Origin of the sequence: Streptomyces spirodelae (assembly GCF_017676385.1) — a bacterium.
Taxonomy (GTDB): Bacteria; Actinomycetota; Actinomycetes; order Streptomycetales; family Streptomycetaceae; genus Streptomyces; species Streptomyces spirodelae.
Map to the genome: position 1 here is coordinate 116,405 of NZ_JAFFZN010000019.1, position 21,873 is coordinate 138,277.

Sequence of the window (21,873 nt, forward strand, 5' to 3'; positions counted from 1 at the left end):
ATTGCGGCATGTCGTTCCTCCGCCGCCGCAGCGCCGCCGTGCCCGCAGGCCCGGACTTCGATGTCCTGGCCATGGACCCGTCCGACTGGCCGGGGAATCTCGGGGCCGGTCTGCTGCCCGCACCGGACGGCACCTGCCAGGGCGTCTTCCTGCGCTACGACCTGTTCGGCGGCCGCGGCCCGGCGATGATCATCGGGAATCTGCCCGAGGGCTCCCCGGCCCGGGAGGTTGCCGAGGGCGAGATCCCGTTCGAGGTGGCGCAGCTCCTGTCCGCGCTGGAGAACGACGAGCACGTCGAGGTCGTCGGCACGGAGGACGACCCGGTGATGCACGAGGACAACCTGCTGATCGTGCGCCGTATCAAGTTGTCCGAAGACCGGATCTCCTGCGTCCAGTTCGACCGCAGCGACGGCGTGCTGGTCACCATCGCGAGCTGGGACCGGCCCATCACCAACGACCTGTACGCGCTGCTCAAGCCGCTGCCCGCGGAGATGTTCCAGCAGTGATCCGGTAGCCGTACGCCGCGAGGGCGGCCGGCACGCGGTGTGCCGACCGCCCTCGGGCCCGTACCGGCTCGAACGCCCGCCCGGCTGTCACCGACACCCGGCGGACGCCCCGCTCAGCGCAGGACGCGGACGTCCTCGGCCTTGACGAAGGCCACCCGGTGACCGAGCTGGATCTGGTAGTACCGCTGCTTGCCCCGTACCACCTGGAAGTTCTTCGCGTCCGGGTCGTAGGTGACCGCGTACAGGTACTCGCCCGACGTCTTCAGGCCCGCGACATAGCGCTGCCCGGCCGCCACCTTGTACGGCAGCGGCGAGAGCGCCTGCACGGGTACGCCCTCGGGGAAGGCGGATGCCTCCGGGTAGGCGCGCCCGTACACCGGGATCTCGTCCCGCCCGGCACGGGGGGTGATCACGGCGCCCCGTCCCGGAACAGCGGTCGGCTGGTCGGCGGGGTTGTGGAACCACGCCTTCTGGCCGAGGTACCAGATCGCCGTCCAGTCGCCCTTCCGGTCCGCCACGGCGTACTGCTGGCCGGTGGTGGCCCGGGCCCCGGTGTCGTTGACCCCCGTGGTCGAGGGCGAGCCGTCCGGCCGCAGCCCGACGTCCTTGACCAGCGGCGCCGAGGCGTCCGGCGCCTCATGCAGCCGAACGGCGGCCGAGCCGTGCTCCGGGCAGGGCTTGCCCGCTGACTCACATCCCGTGTACAGCGGCTTGTGCTCGTCGTAGGTGGGCCGGATCGTCACCACGCCGGACCGCGGGCCGGCCTTGGGCGTGAAGGGCTTGCCCATCAGCGTGAAGTAGTGCTGCCAGTCCCAGTACGGACCAGGGTCGGTGTGCATGCCCCTGATGCTGGACGCCGTCGGGCCCGGCACATTGTCGTGGCCGAGGATGTGCTGGCGGTCCAGCGGGATGTCGTACCGCTTGGCGAGGTACTTCACCAGTCGCGCCGAACTGCGGTACATCGCCTCCGTGTACCAGGCGTCCGGGTCGGTCAGGAAGCCCTCGTGCTCCAGCCCGACCGACTTGGAGTTGACGTACCAGTTACCGGCGTGCCAGGCGGCGTCCTTGTTGCGCACATGCTGCGCCACATGGCCGTCGGACGACCGGAGCGTGTAGTTCCACGAGACGTACTTGGGATTGGTCACCAGATCGAGCGTCGTCTCGTAGCTGCCCTCGGTGTCGTGCACGACGATGTAGTCGATCTTCTGCGACCGGGGCCGCCGCGCCTTGTCGTGGTTGCCGTAGTCCTCCTCGCCGTTGCTGTCCGTCCACTTCTCGTACGGCGCCGGGTACCACTCGCAGTCCACGCTGCGCGGGCACTCGGCCCGGCTGTCCGCGTGGCGTGCCCGGTCGGCGGCGGCCGGGACGCGCAGCTTCGGCGTGGCCCGGAGGGTGACCGACTCGCCGGTGTCGGTGGTGCGGCGCTCACCCTCCCGCAGCACATCGAATACATCGTCGGCGAAGGCCGTGGCGCCCGGGCCGCCCCGTCCGCCACCCGGGTACGCGGCCACGGCCTCGTACCAGTCGGCGGGCTCGGCGCTCAGCGGGTGGCCCAGCCGCCGCTGGGCGTCCGCCAGCAGCGCGGCACCGCCCCGCACATTCGCCGCCGTCGAGGTGCGCAGCCGGCCGGGGGAGACCCCCGTGAGCTCGGCCGCGCGCTCCAGTGTGCGCAGCCGTGCGGGCAGCTTCCCCGGCCGCTTCGGCGTGGCCGACTCCTCGGCGACCTTGGCGGGGCGCGCGCTGTCGCCCCGGGCGTCCTCGGAACCGGTGTGGCCGTGCTGCCGGGAGGAGGCCAGCGCGGTACGCGCGTCGGTGAGGTGCATCGGGCCGTAACCGCCCGAGACGCTGGGCGCGCCCTGGTGCGTGTCCCAGCGCGACTGGAGGTACGAGACGCCGAGCAGCACCTTCTCGGGCACGTGGTAGCGGTCGGCGGCAGCGGCGAACTGCTGCTGGAGCGTGTCCTGGCGGGGCTGCTCGGCACTCGCGCTGGTGCCGGCCGCCAGCAACGGCACGACGAGGGCGGTTGCCGCCGCGCCGACGACCGCGCCGCGGGCACCGCGCCGACTGAGGTGTCTGTCGCTGCGTCTGTCGCTGCGTCTGCCGGTTGGCTTGCCGCCGCTTGTGTCGCTGCGGCCGTCGTCGGCGGTGGTGCTGTCAGGGGCACGGACGGATCGTGGCAATGCCGCCTCCTCGGACTGGGCGCCGTGGGATCACGTGCGCGAGCAGTCCTCAGACGTACCCATTTGCCGACGATCCGTCAATCATTCCGCACGACGCACACATTCGGCCGACAGACCGGCGGGAAACGTCGCACGTCGACCGGGTGACCGGGTGTGACGGGTACCCGGGGCGTCACCGGTGCAGACCGGTGACGCCGCTGCGCCCCACCCGATCGGGTGACCTCATCCGGTTCAGCGGGTGCCGACCGCGGCACGGACGGCCCGCCGCGCGGTCGCACAGTCGTCGTGCAGCCTGCGCAGCAGCAGCCGCTGCTCCTCGCCCGTCGGAATCCCACCAGCCCTGACCGCCGCCGCTGCCTCGGCCGCGACCTGCGCCGAGGGCTCCCGCATGGTGCGCTGCACCGCCATCTCGTAGGTGCGGATCTCCCTGGTGAGGATCAGCATGAGGTTCACCAGGAACGCGTCCCGTGCCGCGGGGCCGGCCGCCTGGGCGAGCTGGCTGAGCTGGCGGCGCGCCAGTGGCGCGTCCCCGAGCACCGCCCACAGCGACGCCAGGTCGTAGCCGGGCAGGTACCAGCCGGCGTGTTCCCAGTCGACGAGCGAGGGCCCCGTCGGACCGAGCATCACGTTGGTCAGCAGGGCGTCCCCGTGGCAGAACTGCCAGGGCACTCCCCGCCGACCGCCGGGGCAGCGGGACTGCGCCAGTCCGTGCAGCAGCTTCTGCAGGTCGTCCAGGTCCCGGTCGGTCAGCAGCCCCTGCTCGTGGAAGCGGGACAGCCGCGCCGGGTAGTCCAGGGGCCGTTCGAACAGCGAGGGCGGCGGCTCCCACTGGTTGACCCGGCGGAAAGCGCCGATCACCGCTCGCAGGTCCGCGTTCGGCGGAGCCTCGAACGGGTGCCGCTGCGCTGCCGCCACCCTGCCGGGCACCCTTTCGATCACCAATGTGCAGGTGTCCGGGTCGGCGGCGATCAGCCGCGGGGTCCGTACAGGCGGCCGGTGCCGCACGAACGCGCGATAGGCCGCTATTTCGTGCTGGAAGCGCTCGGCCCAGGCGGGGGAGTGGTCCAGCAGACACTTGGCGATGACGGTGTTGCGGCCCGCTGTTCCGGCCAGCAGTACCGAGCGCCCTCGCTTCCGCAGCAGTTGGACCGGCGTGAAGTCCGGGCAGATCCGGTGGATCGAGGCGATGGCGGCACGGAGCTGCGCGCCTTGCTGGCCGGACAAGTCCAGCCTCCCGCTGACGGATTGGGACACGGTACCGGGCGCGCGAAGGCCCATACGTGCGCCGGCGCGCGGGCCGGGCCTGCCCGGCCCGCGCGAGGGATCGCGCGACGGATCGGGAGCCAGCACTGCCGGTCCCCTTCCGTACGGCTGCGGCGCGGGGGCCGCACTCGGTCGGCGCTGCACGGACACGGGGGATGAGGCTGAATACATGGGCGCGCGAGATCCCTTCGTGTGCCGACGGGTTTCCGCGCCTCCCCGGCGATCCGTCCAGAGCCTGTGCACCCTGGGGAATGCCGGCCGGACGGCAGCGACCGGGGTGGCGCGTTCCTACAGGACACCCCGGCGCGGGTGGCACACCATCTGGCGGACCCTGGCGAACCCTGGCGAATGCGCTCGGGGCCGCCGTACCGACCCGTACGGAAGCTACTGTCAACACAGCCGAGAACCTGGGGGCTTGATGTGACAAAGGGACCCAACGCACGTCTCGCGGACCTCTTCGCCCTGGCCGGCTGGTCGAAGGGCGAGCTCGCCCGGCTGGTCAACCGGCAGGCCGCGGCGATGGGATACGCGCAGCTGGCGACGGACACCTCACGGGTGCGGCGTTGGATCGACACGGGGGAGACCCCGCGCGATCCGGTGCCCAAGGTGCTGGCGTCCCTGTTCACCGAGCGACTCGGCCGTGTCGTGACCATCGAGGACCTCGGGTTCACCAGGCCGGGACAGGCAGCTCAGTCGGAGCCCGTCGAAGGGCTGCCCCTGCCGTCCGGACAGATCGCCGCGGTCCTCACCGAATTCACGGGAATGGACCTCATGCTCAACCGACGCGGCTTGGTGGGTGCGGGCGCCGCGCTCGCCGCAGGATCGGCACTCAGCAGTGCCATGCACAACTGGCTCAGCACGGACCCGGCGAGGGCCGCTGCGCGGGGTGCCGCAGGAGGGCCCCAGGCCGTAGCGGCCGGACACTCGTCCTACGACCGCTACGAGGCAGCCCCGGTGGGGCTACAGGAGATCGAGGCGCTGGAGCACTCCGTCGAGGTCTTCCGCGCCTGGGACGCCGCGCGTGGCGGCGGCCTCCAGCGCAAGGCCGTGGTGGGCCAGCTCAACGAGGTGGGCGGGATGCTCTCCTACCACCACCCCGAGCCGCTGCGGCGCCGTCTGTGGGGCGTCGCGGCCAATCTCGCGGTGCTCGCGGGCTGGATGTCGCACGACGTCGGCCTGGAGCCCACCGCGCAGAAGTATTTCGTGATCGCCGCGCACGCGGCGCGGGAGGGCGGTGACCGGCCGCGCGCCGGCGAGGCCCTCTCGCGCGCCGCCCGGCAGATGGTGCACCTGGGCCGTCCCGACGACGCGCTCGACCTGGTGCAGCTCGCCCAGTCCGGCTCCGGTGACGAGGCGCTGCCCCGCACCCGCGCCATGTTCCGCACCATCGAGGCGTGGGCGCAGGCGTCCATGGGCCGTGGCCAGGAGATGCGGCGCACCCTCGGCCAGGCCGAGGAGCTGTTCGCCTCGGACAAAGGCGATGTGTCGCCGCCCAGTTGGATGCAGATGTTCGACGAGGCCGACCTGTACGGTATGGAGGCGCTGGCCTTCCGTACGCTCGCCGACCACGAGCCCGTCGCGGCCCGGACGGCTGAACAGCACGCCAAACGGGCCCTGGCGCTCCGTGCGGACGGACGGCAGCGCTCCCAGATCTTCGACTACATCTCGATGGCCTCGGCCTGCTTCATCTCCGACGACCCGGAGCAGGCGGACCGCTACGCCCGCCTGGCGCTGCTGTCCATCAACGAGAACTCCTCGCACCGCACCTGGGACCGGCTGCGCGAGATGTACCGGCTCACCGGCCAGTACGCCGGTTACGGGAAGATCGAGGAGTTGCGCGCGGAGATCCAGGAGGCGCTGCCCCGGGCGCCGAAACCCTCGCGGAGCGGCAGAGGTCTCAAGGACGCCGACGAGCTGAAGCGGGCACCCGGCGACATCCGGGACATCCGCAGCGCACGTGGCTCCAGAGGAGTCAGGTCCGTGTGAGGCGGCAGCGGGCGTGAGTCGGAGGGCCTCGGCGGGCCGGGCCGACTCACCGGCTCACCGCACCACGCGGCTCACCGCACCACGCGCGCCCACCGGGACAGCCGCGCTGCGGTTCACGGCGTCACGCGGGCGACCAGGACGCAGGCGTCGTCCTCGCGCTCCCGGTCGGCGAACTCCTCCGCGACCACCCGGACGCACTCCTGCGCGGAGCCGGCCGTGGCGAACCGCGCTGCCAGGCCCAGCATGCGGGCACTGCCCGCGTGGAGTCCCGGCTTACGGGGCACACCGTCCCCCGGCTCCGCGCCCGTAGGCGCTTCCTGCGCGTCGTCGGGCGCCAGCCCGTCGGTGTGCAGCACCAGCAGATCGCCGGGCCGCAGCCGTTCGGTGCGCTGTTCGTACGTCGCTCCTGAAGTGACGCCCAGCAGCACGCCCTCGGGGCGCCGCAGCACTCTTCCCGCGCCGTCCCGGAACAGCAGCGGCGCCGGGTGGCCCGCCTGCGCCCAGGTGAGCGTGCACGAGCGCGGCTCGTAGCGGCAGCACAGGGCGCTGCCCAGGGACGGCTGAGCCGAGGAGTCGAGCAACTGGTTGAGATGCTCTATCAGCGCGTCGGGCCGCACACCCGCCAGCGCCATCCCGCGCACGGCACCCAGCAGCATGGCCATGCCGGAGGTCGCGGTGACACCGTGCCCCGTCAGATCGCCGGCCGTCAGCAGCGTGGCACCGTCCGGCAGCTCCATCGCGTCGTACCAGTCGCCGCCGATCAGCGCGCTGGAGGCGGACGGCAGATAGTGCGCCGCCAGGTCGAGCGCTCCGGTGACACGCTCGTCGCCGTGCGGGAACCGGAGGGAGCCGCGCCAGGGCGGCAGCACGGCTTCCTGCAGCTCGACGGCGAGCCTGCGTTCGGTCTGCGCGATGTGCCGCTCGCGCTGGAGGTGGTCCCGGCTCTCGTGCACCGCGTGCTCACTGCGCCGCAGTTCGCTGACGTCCCGCACCACCGCCCACATCGAGGCGGTGCCCCCGTCGTCGTCGAGCACGGGCTCGCCGACCATGTGGACCGTCCGCACGGAGCCGTCGGGCCGCACCAGACGGAACTCGCGGTCGATCGCCCTGCCGTCCACCAGGCAGTCGGTGAACGCGGTGGCGAGCGCGGTCTGGTCCTCCGGGACGACCCAGGAGGGCAGCTCGTCCAGGGTGAGGGGGCCGTCCTCCTCGGTCCTGCCGAAGATCCGGAAGAGCTCGGGGGACCAGGCCACCCCGTCGGTCAGCAGGTTCCACTCGGCGCTGCCGACCCGGCCCACCAGCTCGGAGGGCCGCTCCCGGTCCGGCGACGGATGCGTGCCGTAGGCGGCGCCGGGCGTCCGCTCGGATGTCGGGCCGGGCGGCTGATCGGCGGATGGCCACGCCCTGGGGGCCTCGGGGGGCATGCCCGCGCGTAATTGGTCGAGCTGGCTGCCCAGGTCGTCGAGTTGGTGCACGGCCAGTTCGCACAGCGCGCGCTGCCACCGCGTGCGCGGGTCCGCACCGGCCACCCCGGGGTCCGGCTCGGTCCCTCGGCCCGCGCTCCCTCCAGCGCCCCGCCGCACCGCGTCGAGGCGGCCGCGCAGGGTGCGCGCCTGGCTGATCAGGGCATCCAGCGTGCCGGGGTCCGGTGGCTGCGGTGCTGAGCGGTCCGCATGGAGATGGGAGGCCATAGAGAACTCCGATACGGGGGAGAGTCGGTTACGACTGTGACACAGCCCGCGACTGCCCGTAAGGGATTCGGCCACACTCGATGCGGTGGTGCTGCTGTCATATGTCCCGGTGAGTCGCCGGCATATGTCCCTGGAGGGCCGCGGGGTCGGCGGAATCTTTGCTTCCGGGTAGGCTCCAGCTCTTGACCGGGGCGCCCGCTCCCAAAGGTAAAACGCAGGAGTAGAACCGCGGTCACCGGCAAGAATGCCCGGCAACGGAAATCCCGTTGCCAGTCGAATACCCCGCACCGGATGCTGACTCTTATGTTCGTCGATTCCGTCGATTCAGACATAGCGCCCAGCGGCACGCTGCTCGGCCTCCTCCAGAGGGGCCGCGGCGACGGGACGCTGCACGCCCTCGCGGCGCCGCGCGCCGAGGCGCTCAGCGCGCTGCGGCACTGCGTCCTGCACGACCCCAGGCGCGACTGGCAGATCGAACACCGCTCCCTGTACTACGCCCGTCTGCACAGGGAGCTGGACGCCGGGCTCGACGACCTCGCCGCACACCTGTTCGACCCCGCCGACCTGCTGTGCACCCCCGAAGAGGCCGAGGTCCGCACCGGCCTCGCGCTCTCCGTCCTCGGCCACCTCGCCTCCTACGCGGCCGCCCAGGGCGAGAGCTGGCAGGAGAACGCCCCCCTGCGGCTGCTGCGCCGCTATGCCACCACCGGCACGAACTGGCAGTGGGCCCTCGATGAACTCGCCGTTCGCGACGACGACGCCGGGCTGCGCCCCCTGGGACCGGCCATCCTGGCCCGCTTCCCGCAGACCCCCGAGGGCGACGCCGAACTCGCCGCGGCCGCTCGTGACGCCTTCGAGCCCCGGCCCTGGCGGCTGTGGGCCGAGGACTCCGCACACCCCGAGCAGGCCGACCGGCTGCGGCGCGCCCGGGAATGCCGCTCCTTCGACCGCTGGCAGCGCCAGCTCCGCACTCCCGGACCCCGTCCGGGCTGGAGCGTGCGCGAGATCCTCCAATGGGCCCAGGACGGCTACGAACAGCACCCACGCCAGCACCGTGAGGCTCCGGCGGCACGCTGTCTGTCCGCCGTCGCAGGACCCGAGGACAGGCCGCTGCTGCTGGACGCCGCACGCGGCCCCCAGGAGGCCGCACGGGCCGCAGCCCTGCGCCACCTCGCCGACCGGAACGATCCGGAGGTGCTCGACCTGATCGAGAGGGCCGCCGCCGACCCGTGTGAGACCGTCGCACAAGCCGCGGTCTCCTCCTTCGCCCGTATGCGGTCCCTGGCAGCGCTGGAGCGGGCCAGGCGGTGGACCGCGGCAGCCGAGGGCACCCTGCCGCCCGGGCTGGCAACCGCCGCGGCCGAAATGCTCGCCTGCCGGGGCGGCGAGCAGGACGCCGACTCCGTCCTCGCCGCACTGCGCCGCACCATCCGTCTGGAGGGCCCCGACAGCCCGGCCCTGTGGCCGCTCGTGGACGGTGCCGGACGCCTGTCCATCGGCTGCGCGGCCCCCGTGCTGCGGCACATCTACCGCGAGACCGCCTCCTCCCAGCTGCGCGGGCGGACCGCCCGCTCGCTCGCCGCCACCGACCCGTCCTTCCCCGCCGGGTTCGCCATCGAGTGCCTGTGGGACTGCGAGGAGTCCACCCGCCAGGTCGCCGCCGAGTGCGCCGCCACCGGGGACGCGCGGGTGGTGGAGCGGCTGCGGCGGCTCGCCGCCGACCCGGCCGAGGAGGACGGAGTCCAGACCATCATCCGCGGCCGCCTCACCCCGCCCGCGTAGGCCGCCCCCGCGGAGCCTGTCCCGGTGAGGCGATGCCTCTGACGGGGTACGCGTCCCTCCCGCTGTGCTGTCCGGGTACGCAGGACGCGGCGGGCCCGGCCCGACCGGGGCACCATGGGTGGGTGAGCGGACGGTGGGAGTTCTGGGTCGATCGGGGCGGAACGTTCACGGACGTGATCGGGCGACGGCCCGATGGGACGCTCGTCAGTGAGAAGGTCCTCTCCCACGATCCGTCGCGTCCCGGTCAGGACGCCGCAGTGGCGGGCATCAGGAGGCTGCTCGAGGTGCCGCCCGGGGCGCCCGTTCCGGCGCACCGGATCGACGCCGTCAAGATGGGCACCACCGTGGCGACCAACGCCCTCCTGGAGCGCAAGGGCGAGCCGACGGTCCTGCTCACCACCCGGGGGTTCCGGGACGCCCTGACGATCGCGTACCAGAACCGGCCGCGCATCTTCGACCGCCACATCGTGCTGCCCGAGGCGCTCTACGACCGTGTCGTGGAACTGCCGGAGCGGATGGGCGTCGACGGAACCGTCGTACAGCCGCTCGACCTCGACGCCGCGGCGCACGCCCTGCGCCAGGCGCGCCGCGCGGGCTTCAGCAGCGCTGCCGTGGTCCTGCTGCATGCCTACCGGCACCCGGCGCACGAGCGTGAGGTCGCCCGCCTGGCGCGAGAGGCCGGGTTCACCCAGGTGAGCTGTTCCCACGAGGTCGGTCCGCTCATCAAGCTGGTCCCGCGCGGGGACACCACCGTCGTGGACGCCTACCTCTCGCCCGTACTGCGCCGCTACGTCGACGAGGTGGCGCGCGAGTTGCACGGGGTGCGGCTGATGTTCATGCAGTCGAACGGCGGTCTGCGCGAGGCCGGGCACTTCCGTGGCAAGGACGCCGTGCTGTCCGGACCGGCCGGGGGCGTCGTCGGGATGGCCCGCAGCTGCGCCGAGGTGGGGCACGAGCGGGTCATCGGCTTCGACATGGGCGGTACGTCCACCGACGTCTCGCACTACGCGGGAGAGCTGGAGCGGGTGTACGGCACCCAGGTCGCGGGAGTGCGGATGCGCGCGCCCATGATGGACATCCACACGGTGGCGGCCGGCGGCGGCTCGGTGCTGCACTTCGACGGCGCCCGCTACCGCGTCGGCCCGGACTCGGCAGGCGCGGTCCCTGGCCCCGCCTGCTACCGCCGCGGCGGCCCGCTGACGGTCACCGACGCCAATGTGATGCTGGGCCGCATCCAGCCCGCGCACTTCCCCGCCGTCTTCGGCCCCGAGGGCGACCAGCCGCTGGACACCGAGGCCGTCCGTGCGGGCTTCCGGCGGATCGCCGAGCAGACCGGCGGAGGGCGCACGGCCGAGCAGGTCGCGGCCGGTTTCCTGCAGATCGCGGTGCTCAGCATGGCCAACGCCGTCAAGAAGATCTCCGTACAGCGTGGCCACGACGTCACCCGCTACGCGCTGGCGAGCTTCGGCGGCGCGGGCGGGCAGCACGCCTGCGCGGTCGCTGACGCACTGGGCATCAGCACGGTGGTGGTACCGCCGCTGGCGGGCGTGCTGTCCGCGTACGGGATCGGCGTGGCGGACGCCACCGCACTGCGCGAACAGTCCGTCGAGAGCGAGCTGACCGAGCAACGGCTGGCCGGTGTGCGCGAGCTGTGCGCCCGGCTGCGGCGGCAGACCAGAGACGAACTGCGCGCCGACGGGCTGCCCGACGAGGCGATCACCACGACTGCCCGACTGCATCTGCGGTACGCCGGAACGGACGCCACGTTGACCGTATCGCTGGACGGTGCGGAGAGGATGGCGGAGAACTTCGCAGCCGAGCACCGGGCACGCTACGGATTCACCATGGACAAGCCGCTGGTGGTCGCCACCGCGGTGGCCGAGGCGACCGGCACAGCGGGCCCCGTCAGCGCCCGCCCGGCCATGCCGGAACCCGGCGAGGGCAGTCCGGAACCGCTCGACGTGGTGCGGATGTTCACCGCCGGGCGTTGGCGGGAGACCCCGCTGTACCGGCGCGGGGAGATGCGCCCAGGACAGCGCGTGACCGGCCCTGCCGTTGTCGTGGAGGCCGACGCGACCACCGTGGTCGACCCCGGCTGGCAGGCCGCGGCCGACCCGCGCGGGCATCTGCTGCTGACCCGGGTACGGGCGCCGCAGGCGGCACCCGCGGCGGGCACCGAGGCCGACCCCGTGCGGCTTGAGGTCTTCAACAACCTCTTCATGGCGATCGCCGAACAGATGGGTGTCCGGCTGGAGAAAACGGCACACTCTGTCAACATCAAGGAACGGCTCGACTTCTCCTGCGCCCTCTTCGACCCGGAGGGCAACCTCGTCGCCAACGCCCCGCACATCCCGGTGCACCTGGGTTCGATGGGTGAGTCCATCCAGGAGGTGCTGCGGCGCAGAGAGGGCGAGATGCGCCCCGGTGATGTCTACGCGGTCAACGATCCGTACCACGGGGGTACTCATCTCCCGGACATCACCGTGGTGACACCTGTCTTCGACCAGGAGCGGGACGAAAAGGGTACGAAGGGGGCGGACAAGGAAGGCGCGAAGGAGCCACGGCTGCTCTTCCTGGTCGCCTCCCGTGGCCACCACGCCGAGATCGGAGGACTGACCCCGGGGTCGATGCCCGCGTTCAGTCGCACCGTGGAGGAGGAGGGCGTGCTGTTCGACGCCTGGCTGCTGGTGCGCGACGGGCGGCTGCGGGAGGAGGAGACCCGTGCGCTGCTCACCCAAGCCCGCCACCCCTCCCGCGACCCGGACACCAACCTTGCCGACCTGCGCGCCCAGATCGCCGCCAACGAGAAAGGCATCGCGGAGCTGCGCAAGATGACCGAGCAGTTCGGCCTCGACGTCGTACTGGCCTACATGCGGCACGTACGCGACAACGCGGAGGAGTCCGTACGTCGCATCATCCCCCGGCTGCGCGACGGCAGCTGCGCGTACGAGACCGACAGCGGAGCGGTCATCCGGCTGTCGGTCACCGTGGACCGCACGAACCGTACGGCCCTGCTCGACTTCACCGGCACCTCGCCGCAGCGCGACGACAATCTCAACGCGCCGAGTTCGGTGGTGACTGCGGCGGTGCTGTACGTCTTCCGGACGCTGGTGGCCGACGACATCCCGCTCAACAGCGGCTGCCTCGCCCCGCTCGAGGTGCGCATCCCGGAGGGCTCCATGCTGGCGCCCCGCTACCCGGCCGCCACGGTGGCGGGCAACGTCGAGACGTCCCAGGCCGTCACCGGTGCCCTCTACGCCGCGCTCGGCGTCCAGGCCGAGGGCTCGGGCACGATGAACAACGTCACGTTCGGCAACGAGCGCGTCCAGTACTACGAGACGGTCGCCAGCGGCTCCGGGGCCGGGGACGGCTTCGACGGTGCGGACGCGGTGCAGACGCATATGACCAACTCGCGGCTGACCGACCCCGAAGTGCTGGAGTTCCGCTACCCGGTGCGGGTCGAGGACTTCCATGTGCGCCGCGGCAGCGGGGGCGCAGGCTGCTGGTGCGGCGGCGACGGCGTGGTGCGGCGCCTGCGCTTCCTGGAGCCGGTGACGGTCGCACTGCTGACCGGCCACCGGCGCGTGGCACCCTACGGGATGGCGGGCGGAAGCCCGGGTGCGCTGGGTGCCAACACCGTGGAGCGCGCGGACGGCACCCGCACCGCACTGGGCGGGCGCGATGTGGCCGAACTCGGCGCCGGAGACGCACTGGTGCTGCACACCCCGGGAGGCGGCGGCTACGGCAGGCCGGCTGGGCCGGGTCATTCGTTGTCCCGTTGACGAAACTGCGGTTGACTTCAGACATGAGCAACCAGGTGCTGGACGAACTCAGCAGCGCGCGGGAGCAGTTGGGCAGGACCAGCACGGCGGAGCGCGTCGCGGGCATCCTGCGGACCCGGATCACCGAAGGTCGCTTCCGGCCCGGTACGCGGCTGGCCGAGGAGGAGATCGGCAGCGCCCTGGGCATCTCGCGCAACACCCTCCGCGAGGCGTTCCGGCTGCTCACCCACGAGCGGCTGCTGGTGCACGAGCTCAGCCGGGGCATGTTCGTGCGCACGCTCACCGTGGAGGACCTGGAGGACCTCTACCGTGTCCGCCGCCTCGTCGAGTGCGCCACGCTGCGGCAACTGGCCCCGCCGCCCTACCCGCCGGAGGCCATGCGGGCCATGGAGGCGGCCGTGGCGGCGGGGCGGCACGCCGCTGCCGAACAGCGGTGGCGCGACCTGGGAACCGCCAATATGCACTTCCATCAGGCGCTGGTCGCGCTCGCCGGGAGCCCGCGCGCCGACGAGATCATGCGCGGAGTGCTGGCCGAACTGCGGCTGGTGTTCCACATGATGGAAGACCCGCGCCAGTTGCACGAACCCTATCTGCCGCGCAACGAGCAGATTCTGCGTACGCTGCAGCGCGGCGAAGCCCCCAGCGCCGAGCGGCAGCTCGCCGTCTATCTCGACGACTCCCGGCGTCGGCTCGCCGAGGGCTACGCCCACCGGCTAGGCTGACCGGTCGGCCGCGAGCGGCACCCAGGGCCACGGACGGGCGGGACAACCGCCCCAGGCCGTCCCAGGCCGTGACAACCGTGCCGTTTCGGATCTTGTCAGTGCGACCGCTTAATCTGTCCGTCGTGACTGAGAGCGCCACCAGGACGAGCACCCCGGCGAGGACAGGTGTGTCCATGCCCTCGCCGGCCCCGGGCCCCGCGGCCGACGAGGGCCTGGCCCGCCGGCTGCGCGCGCTCGCCTGCACGGCGCCGCTGCACGACCTGGACACCCGCAAGGCCAACCTCGCCGGCGAGTACAGCACCTACGAGATGGCCGAGCTGGCACTGGCCGCCATCGACCTGGTCACGCTCCAGATGGACTTCGACACCGGCGCCGACCACGAGCAGGTCGTAGCCAAGCTGCTGCCCCGCGTCGCGGCCCAGGCCCCCACCCGCGATCCCGCCGAGCACCAACGGGTGGCCCGCTGGGTCCTGGAGAACATGATCAACGTCGGCAGCGTGGACCGCGGCTTCCGCGCCGTCTACGGCACCTTCGACCCCGACGGCACCTATGTGCGGCGGGACTACGACTTCAAGCTGATCGAGGAGGTGCCAGGACCCGGCGGCAGCGTCTATCTGCGCACCACCGACGAGGCCGTCAACGTACTGGTCGGCGCGCTCGACACGGACGTCACCAGCGCCCAGATCGCCGCCGAGGTCAAGCTGGAGGTCCTCATCAGCCGAGGCCGCCTCGCCGACGCCCAGCTGGCCGCCGAACAGGCCCGCTACCGCACGGTCCAGTACGCCGAGGCGCTGCGCCGCACCCTGGAGGCCACCCGGCGCGACGTACGCGCCGTCGACTGGCTCAGCGCCGTCCCCGACATGATCAGCGAAGCCCTCGACCACGTCGCCGACCGTTACCGCCACGAGAACGCCATCCTCACCAACATCCGCAAGGCACGCGACGAGGCCGCCTCCGAACGCGGCCCCGACCACAAGCGCCGTGCCGCCGAACTGGTCGACATCGTCAAGGACTGCATCCGCCGCCACACCCAGCTCCAGTCCCGGCTGCTGGAGGCGGGCCCGCTCTTCCGCGCCGAACAGGACCGGCAAGCCTTCGCGCCGCCCGCGGCCCGCGCCGGGCTCGATCTGTACGGCCAGCTCCTCGCTCCCGTGCTGCCGCTGCCGCTGGAGGCGGCCACCCGCGTGACCGACGCGTTCTTCGCCCGAGGCACCGGGCTGCGCACCCCCGGCGCCGTACGCCTGGGCGACCTCACCGACATGCTGCTGACCCCGCCCGCGCCCCGGGAGCACCTCGGCGCCGAGATGCCGGAGCCCGACCTGGTCGCCACGCCCGACGACAGCCGATTCAGCGAGGAGCAGCTGGCGGCGGCCATGGAGCTGCTGGAGCTGCCGCCGGACGCGCCGCGGCGGCTCTCCGGCCTGTTGGCCGACGCACGCCGCCGCGACCCCGATCTGCCGTATCTCATCGCCCTGCTCGCCGTGCACGCCGCCAGCCCGCCTGTGGGCACCGCCTACCGGCAGGGCGAGGAGCGGCTGTTGTTCGCCGTGGACGACGGCACCCCGCTGGACGACCCGGAGTTCGGCGGAGCCGATCTGATCGTCGGTACGGCACTGCTGGACGCGGCAGGCATGGCCGCGGACAGGACGGAGGCGGCATGACGGGCACCCCGCATCACATGACCGGCCCCCCGCACGAGCTGAATGAGCAACCATGACTGACTTCGTACCGGAGCCCGACCCGGACGAGGGGCTCGGCAGCAAGAGCTCCGCGCACCAGGTGACCCCCGCCGACGCCGCCGACGCGGCGCGCCTCGTCTCGTTCGGCCTGCACCCCAAGCTGGCCCCCGCCAGGGACGCCGAGTACACGGAGCTGCTGCGGCGCTATCTGGAGGAGCCCGCGTTCGCGCGGCTGGCCGACGCCGTCGCCACCGGCCTCGGTCTCGTCGTCCTGGAGGTCTCCACCCGTGCGGGCATGGCGCTGGCCGCCGCCGAGGACTCGGTCTTCGCGGTGCGCATGGGCGACTACGCGCGGCGGGCCGGCGCCGATTCCACGGACCGCTTCCTGCACGGCCTCGCCCATCTGGCCTGCGCGGCGATGGCCTTCCCCCGCCCCGAGGACCTGGCCGACGACGGCTACATCGGCCGCATCACCGTCAACGGCGTGGACTCCTTCGTCCGCCAGGCGTGCCGCAGGCTGGAGGAGCGGGCCGAGGCCGAGGGCGAGAACACCGACCCGGCCACCGGCGCGCCGGGGCTGGAGGCGGCCTGGCGGGCCTACGCACGGCGCAGCGCCACCGGCGCCACCAAGGACGCCCGCAGGCTGTCCGGTTCCACCACGGGCATCATCGCCAAGGCCGTCGCCTTCCTCGCCGACTCCGGCTTCCTCCAGCGCACCGGGGACGACGCGGGCGGCACCTACCGCACCACGGCGCGCTACCAGCTGCAGGTCCGCGACATGGCGGGCAGCGCCGCGATGGCCGAACTGCTGGAGCTGGGCGTCGTCCCGGTCTCGGACGGTACGGCCAGCCTGTTGCCGCCGCCCGAGGAGGACGGCCTGGAGCTGGCGCCGGACGCCGGACTGCCCTTCCACTCCTGAACTGCCGCCACCCGCCGACCCGTACGACCTGCCACCCGACCTGTCAGACCCGCCACCGCACCACCGACGAGAGTCCGCCGCCATGTACGAGCTGTCCCGGATCCGCCTCTACTCCATCGGGCCCGCCGGTGCGCGCTACGCCGACACCGTGCTGGACCTGCGCGGAGTGGGCGAGCCCGTGCCCAGCCCGGCGCCGACGCAGGCGGACTTCTTCGAGGAGGAGCCGCAGGGCCCGCCCCGGCGCCCCGCGCCGGCGGGCGTGCTCTTCCTGGAGAACGGCGGCGGCAAGTCCGTGCTGCTCAAACTGATCTTCTCGGTCATGCTGCCGGGGCACCGCAACACCCTGGGCGGTGCCAGCTCGGGTGTGCTGCGCAAGTTCCTGCTGGCGGACGACTGCGGTCATGTGGCCCTGGAGTGGCAGCACACCAGGACCGGCGAGACGATCGTCGTCGGCAAGGTCAGCGAGTGGCGGGGCCGTCAGGTCTCGGGCGACCCGCGCAAGTTCGCCGAGGCGTGGTATTCGTTCCGGCCGGGCCCGGGGCTGTCCCTGGACTCCCTCCCCGTGGCCGAGTCGGCGGCGCTGCGGCCCAGGGCGGAGGGCACCTCCTCGGCGCGCGGCAGGCGCCGCACCATGAAGGGCTTCCGCGACATACTGACCGAAACCGGCAAGGCATATCCCAACCTGGACGTGGTGTGGGAAGAGGTGCACGAGCGCTGGAACGAGCATCTGACCACGCTCGGCCTCGACCCCGAACTCTTCCGCTACCAGCGTGAGATGAATGCCGACGAGGGCGAGGCGGCCGGGCTGTTCGCGGTCAAGAACGACTCGGACTTCACCGACCTGCTGCTGCGCGCCGTCACCGACACCCGGGACACCGACGGCCTGGCTGACCTCGTGCACGGCTTCGCACACAAACTCGGCCGCCGAGCGGAGCTGACCGCCGAGCGTGACTTCACCGCGGGCTCCCTCGACCATCTGCACCGCATCACCGAGGCCGCGGGGGCACGCGCCCGAGCCCGGGAGATCCACACCGGAGCCGAACGCCGCACCCGCCACCTCGCGCACCGGCTGACGGCCCGCGGCACCCAGGAGCGCGGCCGCGCCGCGGAGCTGGCCGAACAGCTGGAGCAGGCCCGTGAGTCGGTCGGCGAAGCCGAGGACGCGCGCGGCCGTGCCTCCCGTATCGCCGCCGAGCTGGCCTACCGGCACGCCTCGCTGGCGCTGGCTGCCGCCGAGAAGTCCGCCGCGGCACAGAAGCGGGAGCTGAGCGAGGCCAGGACGCTGCACTCCGCCTGGCAAGCCGCCGAGACGGTGCTCGCGCACCGCACGGCCGCGGACCGCTCGGCCAGGGTCGCCGCCGCCATCCGCGAGGCCGAGCGCGACGCGGCGCCCGCGCTGGCAGCCCGTGCCCAGGCCGCCACCGCGCTCGTGCGCGCCCTCAACACGGCGGCCGAGGACAGCGAACGCATCGCGAGCGAGCAGGAAGAGCGCTCCGCCGCGCTGCAGACCGAGAGCGAGAGCGCCCACCAGGACGCCACGTCCGCCGCGACCGAGGCGCAGCGCGCCCGCAGCGAGACCGAGCACCTGCGTCAGCGTCTCGCCGAGGTGGAGCAGGAGATGGACCAGGCGGTGCGCGCCGGCTGGCTCGACGACAGCGACCCGGACGCCGACCCGGCACGCGCCGCGCTGGCCGCCAGCGATGCCGAGAAGAGCGCGGTTGCCGCTTTCGAGTCGGCTCGCGAGGCGGCGGCCCGCGGCACCGAGCGCGCCCGGGAGCTGGCGAGCAGGCACGCGAGCGCCGAACTCGCCGCGGCCCGCGCCGCGGACGCCGCCGAAGCCGCGGAGAGCGCGTACACGGCCGAGCGCGCCACCGCCGAGACGCTCGGCGCCGAGGAGCGCCTCGCCGAACTGCTCGGCCTGCCCGGCCCGCACCCGGGCGCGCCGGAAACGGCCGGTGGAGCCGGGGGAGTCGAGGCAGCGGGGGCAGAAGCGCACGGAACCGCCAGGGCCGCCCTCCCCGGACAACGGGTCGCGGGCAGCTCATCCGAGGCGCGCGGCCCCGGCGCGGACGGCGCAGCCGAGCGGCGGGCACCCGCCGACCCCGAAGGCACCGAGGCGGGCGGGGGCACCGAGGCAGTCCGGGGCAACGGCACCGTGCCCGGCCAAGGCGGCGCCAGGACAGCCCGGCCAGGGTCGGGCCCGGCAGCCGCCCGGGCCGGCGCCGACGGCAGCGCCGCAGCGAACCAGGGGCCGCTCACCGCCGAACAGCTCGACCGCAACGCGGAAGCCCTTCAAGAGCTGCTGGAGGAGGGCGTGGCAGCCGCCGAGCGCCAGCTGTTCGAACTGCGTACCGCGGCGGCGGATGACGCGCGCATGCTGGGAGCGCTCGGCGAGGGCGGGCTGCTTCCACCGGGTCCCGATGTGACGGCCACCGTCGCGTACCTGGGCGAGCACGGCGTCCCCGCGCTGCCCGGCTGGCGGTACCTCGCGCAGGCCGTCGACCCCGCCGACCACGCCGCGGTGCTCGCGGCCCGGCCCGAACTGGTCGATGGCGTCGTCATCACCGACCCGGACAGCCACGCGCGCGCCCGCGAGGTGCTGGCGGGCGCGGCGCTGCTGCCCCGTTCCGCCGTCGCCGTCGGCACCTCGGCGGCGCTGCTGGCGCCTGCGCCCGCGCCGGACAGCGGCGGTGCGCCGGACTCCGGCGTGTCCGGCGTGTTTCTCGTCCCGCCCAACCCGGCCATGCACGACGAGCACGCGGCCGACGACGAGCGGCGCCAACTGCGGGAGCGCGCCGCGGCACGGGACGAGGAGATCCGCAGGCTGGCGGCCCGGCTGTCCGCCGACCGGTCGCTGGCGGCGCGCCTCGCCTCCTGGCGCAGCGGCTGCCCCGAAGGCCGCCTCGACGAGCTGGCCGAGGCCGCGGCGCAGGCCCGGGAGGCCGCCGAGGCGGCCCAACGGCACCTCGCTGAGGTACGCGAGGCCCGCGCGGAGGCCGACGAGCAGGCCGCCGAGACAGGGCGTGTCCGCGACGAGCGCCAGGAAGCCGCCCAGCGCGCCCGCCGCAGCGCGGACGCACTTTCAGGACTCGCCTTCCGGCTGCGGGAACGCGCCAAGTGGCAGAGCCGGCTGCGCGAACTGGCCGACGACGTCGCCACCGCGCAGGAGCGCGCCGAACAGTGCCTGGAGCGGGCCCGTTCGGTGGACGACGAACGGCGCGCCGCCCAGCGCGCGGCCGATGACGCACGCCGTACGGCCCGCACCCTGCGCGCCGAGCGCGCCGAGATCGCGGGTGTGCCCGACACCCCCCAGGAGCCGGGGCTGACCGAGGGCACGGATGCCGACGACGCCGCCGACCGGCCCGCGCCCGCGCCCGCGCCCGCGCCTGAGCGCACCGCGTCACTGCCGGACCTGCGCGAGGCATACCGTTCGGCCTCGCAGCTGTACGAGAAGGTGGGCGTCGGCGCCGACCTGCGCGCCGAACAGGCCCGCGCCGAGGGTGACGAGTCCGCGGCCAAGGCCGCGCTCGACCGGCTCAGCAACAAGGTGCGCACCCGCGCGGCCCAGTTGCTGGAGGGCCCCGACGGCGCGGACGGCCCTTCCCGGCAGGCCGCAGCGGCCCGCGCCGAAGCGCTCGTCCAGCGGCTGGAGGCACGCAACTCCGACGCCAGCGAACAGCTGGGCAGGCTCCGCGGTGAGGCCGAGCGTCTCGCTCCCGCCGAGGGCGACTGCCACACCGAGCTTGCCGAGGAGCTGGAGCCGGCCGACGCCGCGCAGGCCCAGGTCCTGCTGCGGACGGCCAACGCCGAACTGGCGGCCCGCGGCGATGAACTGGACGCCGCTCGCGCGGCGCACACCGCGCTCGAGCGTGCACACGCAGCCGCCGAGGACGCAGCCGGCGGCTTCGACGAGACCGCGGCGACCCTCCGCGACCTGCTGCGCGATCCCGCGGCCCCGGCGTCAGGGGAGCAGGACGGAGAGGAGCCGCCCGAGCCGTACGCGGGAAGTCCCGCCGAGGCCCGGCAGGCGGCTGCCGAGGCACGGCGGTCGCTGCGCGGCTGCGCCGCCGATCTCACCGCCGCCGAGCAGGCCGTACGCGAGGCGTGCGACGCGCTTGTACGGCACGCCAACTCCAGCCGTTACGAGCAGGTCCGCACACCGGCGCGGCAGCAGGTGCGCGAGCTGCCGGCCTCCGCGCTGCCGGACCACGCCGCTGCCTGGGCCACGGCGTTCGCGCCCCGGCTCCGCGTGCTGACGGACGAGCTGGCGCAGCTGGAGCGCAACCGCGACAGCATCGTGGACCGGCTGCGCGGCCTGGTGGAGTCGTCGCTGACGACCCTGCGCTCGGCGCAGCGGCTCTCCCGGCTGCCCGAGGGGCTGGGGGAGTGGTCGGGCCAGGAGTTCCTGCGTATCCGCTTCGAGGACCCGGACCAGGCCACGCTCACCGAGCGGCTGGGCGAGGTCATCGACGAGGCCACCCGCGCGGCCGTCCGCAAGAACTCCGATATGCGCCGCGACGGAATGACGCTGCTGCTGCGCGGAGTGCACGCGGCACTGCAACCGCGCGGTGTCTCGGTCGAGATCCTCAAACCGGACGCCGTGCTGCGCGCCGAGCGGGTGCCGGTCGGACAGATGGGAGACGTCTTCTCGGGCGGCCAGTTGCTGACCGCGGCCATCGCCCTCTACTGCACGATGGCGGCACTGCGCAGCAACGACCGGGGCCGCGACAAGCACCGGCACGCAGGCACGCTGTTCCTGGACAACCCCATCGGGCGGGCCAACGCCACCTATCTGCTGGAGCTCCAGCGGGCGGTGGCCGACGCGTTGGGCGTCCAGCTCCTCTACACCACGGGCCTGTTCGACACCACGGCACTGGCCGAGTTCCCGTTGGTGATCCGGCTGCGCAACGACGCCGACCTGCGCGCCGGGCTCAAGTACATCAGCGTGGAGGAGCATCTGCGGCCCGGCCTGCCCCGGCCGGAGGCCGAGGAGGACGAACCCGCCGTGCACGGCGAGATCACCGCGACACGGATGTTCCGCCGCCCCGGTGACCCGTCCGACGCCCGGGACGAGCCGCGTGCGCAGCAGCCGGAGCCGGATGCCCGGCCGGACGTCCCTGCCCCTCATCCGCCGGGTGACGTGCCGGACGCGGCACACTCGCCCCGCCCCTGACGTCGCGCGCCGAGCCCGGCGTATGGGCGCCGCCCCCGGCGTGCCCGTCGCCCGGCGCCTGACGGCGGTCGGCCAGCGCGCGCCGTCTGGCCGCGCTGCTGGGCTCCGAGACGACGCCGTGCCGCTGCACCCAGACCTGCCGGGTGATCCATACGTCGAGCACGGCCCAAGTCGCCACGATGGTGCTGGC

The 21,873-nt window shown here is 73.3% G+C and carries 11 protein-coding genes; 8 read left to right on the forward strand and 3 right to left on the reverse strand.

The window, feature by feature from the left end; translation table 11 throughout:
* The first annotated feature begins 8 nt into the window (after window positions 1-8).
* Window positions 9-506, forward strand: coding sequence for a hypothetical protein (locus tag JW592_RS20605; protein ID WP_209266649.1), 498 nt, complete (start codon window positions 9-11; stop codon window positions 504-506).
* 113 nt (window positions 507-619) lie between these two features.
* Here JW592_RS20605 and JW592_RS20610 read toward each other — a convergent pair whose 3' ends face one another.
* Both JW592_RS20610 and JW592_RS20615 read right to left on the reverse strand, forming a co-directional pair.
* Window positions 620-2,686: an N-acetylmuramoyl-L-alanine amidase gene (locus JW592_RS20610; RefSeq protein WP_209266650.1), complete on the reverse strand. Its 2,067-nt coding sequence runs from the start codon at window positions 2,684-2,686 to the stop codon at window positions 620-622.
* Between the two features lie 231 nt (window positions 2,687-2,917).
* On the reverse strand, window positions 2,918-4,120 hold the full coding sequence (locus JW592_RS20615) for an aminoglycoside phosphotransferase family protein (protein WP_209266651.1): 1,203 nt from the start codon (window positions 4,118-4,120) through the stop codon (window positions 2,918-2,920).
* Window positions 4,121-4,369: 249 nt separating this feature from the next.
* Between JW592_RS20615 and JW592_RS20620 the strand changes: the two genes are divergently transcribed.
* Window positions 4,370-5,935, forward strand: coding sequence for a DNA-binding protein NsdB (locus JW592_RS20620; RefSeq protein WP_209266652.1), 1,566 nt, complete (start codon window positions 4,370-4,372; stop codon window positions 5,933-5,935).
* Window positions 5,936-6,048: 113 nt separating this feature from the next.
* On the opposite strand, the gene JW592_RS20625 is transcribed toward JW592_RS20620, so the two are convergent.
* On the reverse strand, window positions 6,049-7,626 hold the full coding sequence (locus tag JW592_RS20625; protein WP_209266653.1) for a PP2C family protein-serine/threonine phosphatase: 1,578 nt from the start codon (window positions 7,624-7,626) through the stop codon (window positions 6,049-6,051).
* A gap of 303 nt (window positions 7,627-7,929) precedes the next feature.
* Here JW592_RS20625 and JW592_RS20630 point away from each other — a divergent pair, with 303 nt between their 5' ends.
* The 6 genes from JW592_RS20630 to JW592_RS20655 all read left to right on the forward strand — a co-directional run bounded on the left by JW592_RS20630 (window position 7,930) and on the right by JW592_RS20655 (window position 21,683).
* Window positions 7,930-9,408, forward strand: coding sequence for a HEAT repeat domain-containing protein (locus JW592_RS20630; RefSeq protein WP_209266677.1), 1,479 nt, complete (start codon window positions 7,930-7,932; stop codon window positions 9,406-9,408).
* A 122-nt stretch (window positions 9,409-9,530) separates the two neighbouring features.
* The gene (locus JW592_RS20635) at window positions 9,531-13,190 is read left to right on the forward strand and encodes a hydantoinase B/oxoprolinase family protein (protein WP_209266654.1); all 3,660 of its coding nucleotides are present in this window, start codon (window positions 9,531-9,533) and stop codon (window positions 13,188-13,190) included.
* A gap of 23 nt (window positions 13,191-13,213) precedes the next feature.
* On the forward strand, window positions 13,214-13,912 hold the full coding sequence (locus JW592_RS20640) for a GntR family transcriptional regulator (protein WP_209266655.1): 699 nt from the start codon (window positions 13,214-13,216) through the stop codon (window positions 13,910-13,912).
* Window positions 13,913-14,085: 173 nt separating this feature from the next.
* On the forward strand, window positions 14,086-15,573 hold the full coding sequence (locus JW592_RS20645) for a hypothetical protein (protein WP_209266656.1): 1,488 nt from the start codon (window positions 14,086-14,088) through the stop codon (window positions 15,571-15,573).
* A 52-nt stretch (window positions 15,574-15,625) separates the two neighbouring features.
* Window positions 15,626-16,510 carry a hypothetical protein gene (locus JW592_RS20650; RefSeq protein WP_209266657.1) on the forward strand — a complete coding sequence of 295 codons (885 nt, stop codon included), beginning with the start codon at window positions 15,626-15,628 and terminating at the stop codon, window positions 16,508-16,510.
* Between the two features lie 82 nt (window positions 16,511-16,592).
* Window positions 16,593-21,683, forward strand: a complete 5,091-nt coding sequence (locus tag JW592_RS20655) for a coiled-coil domain-containing protein (RefSeq protein WP_209266658.1) — start codon at window positions 16,593-16,595, stop codon at window positions 21,681-21,683.
* The last annotated feature ends 190 nt before the right edge of the window (window positions 21,684-21,873 follow it).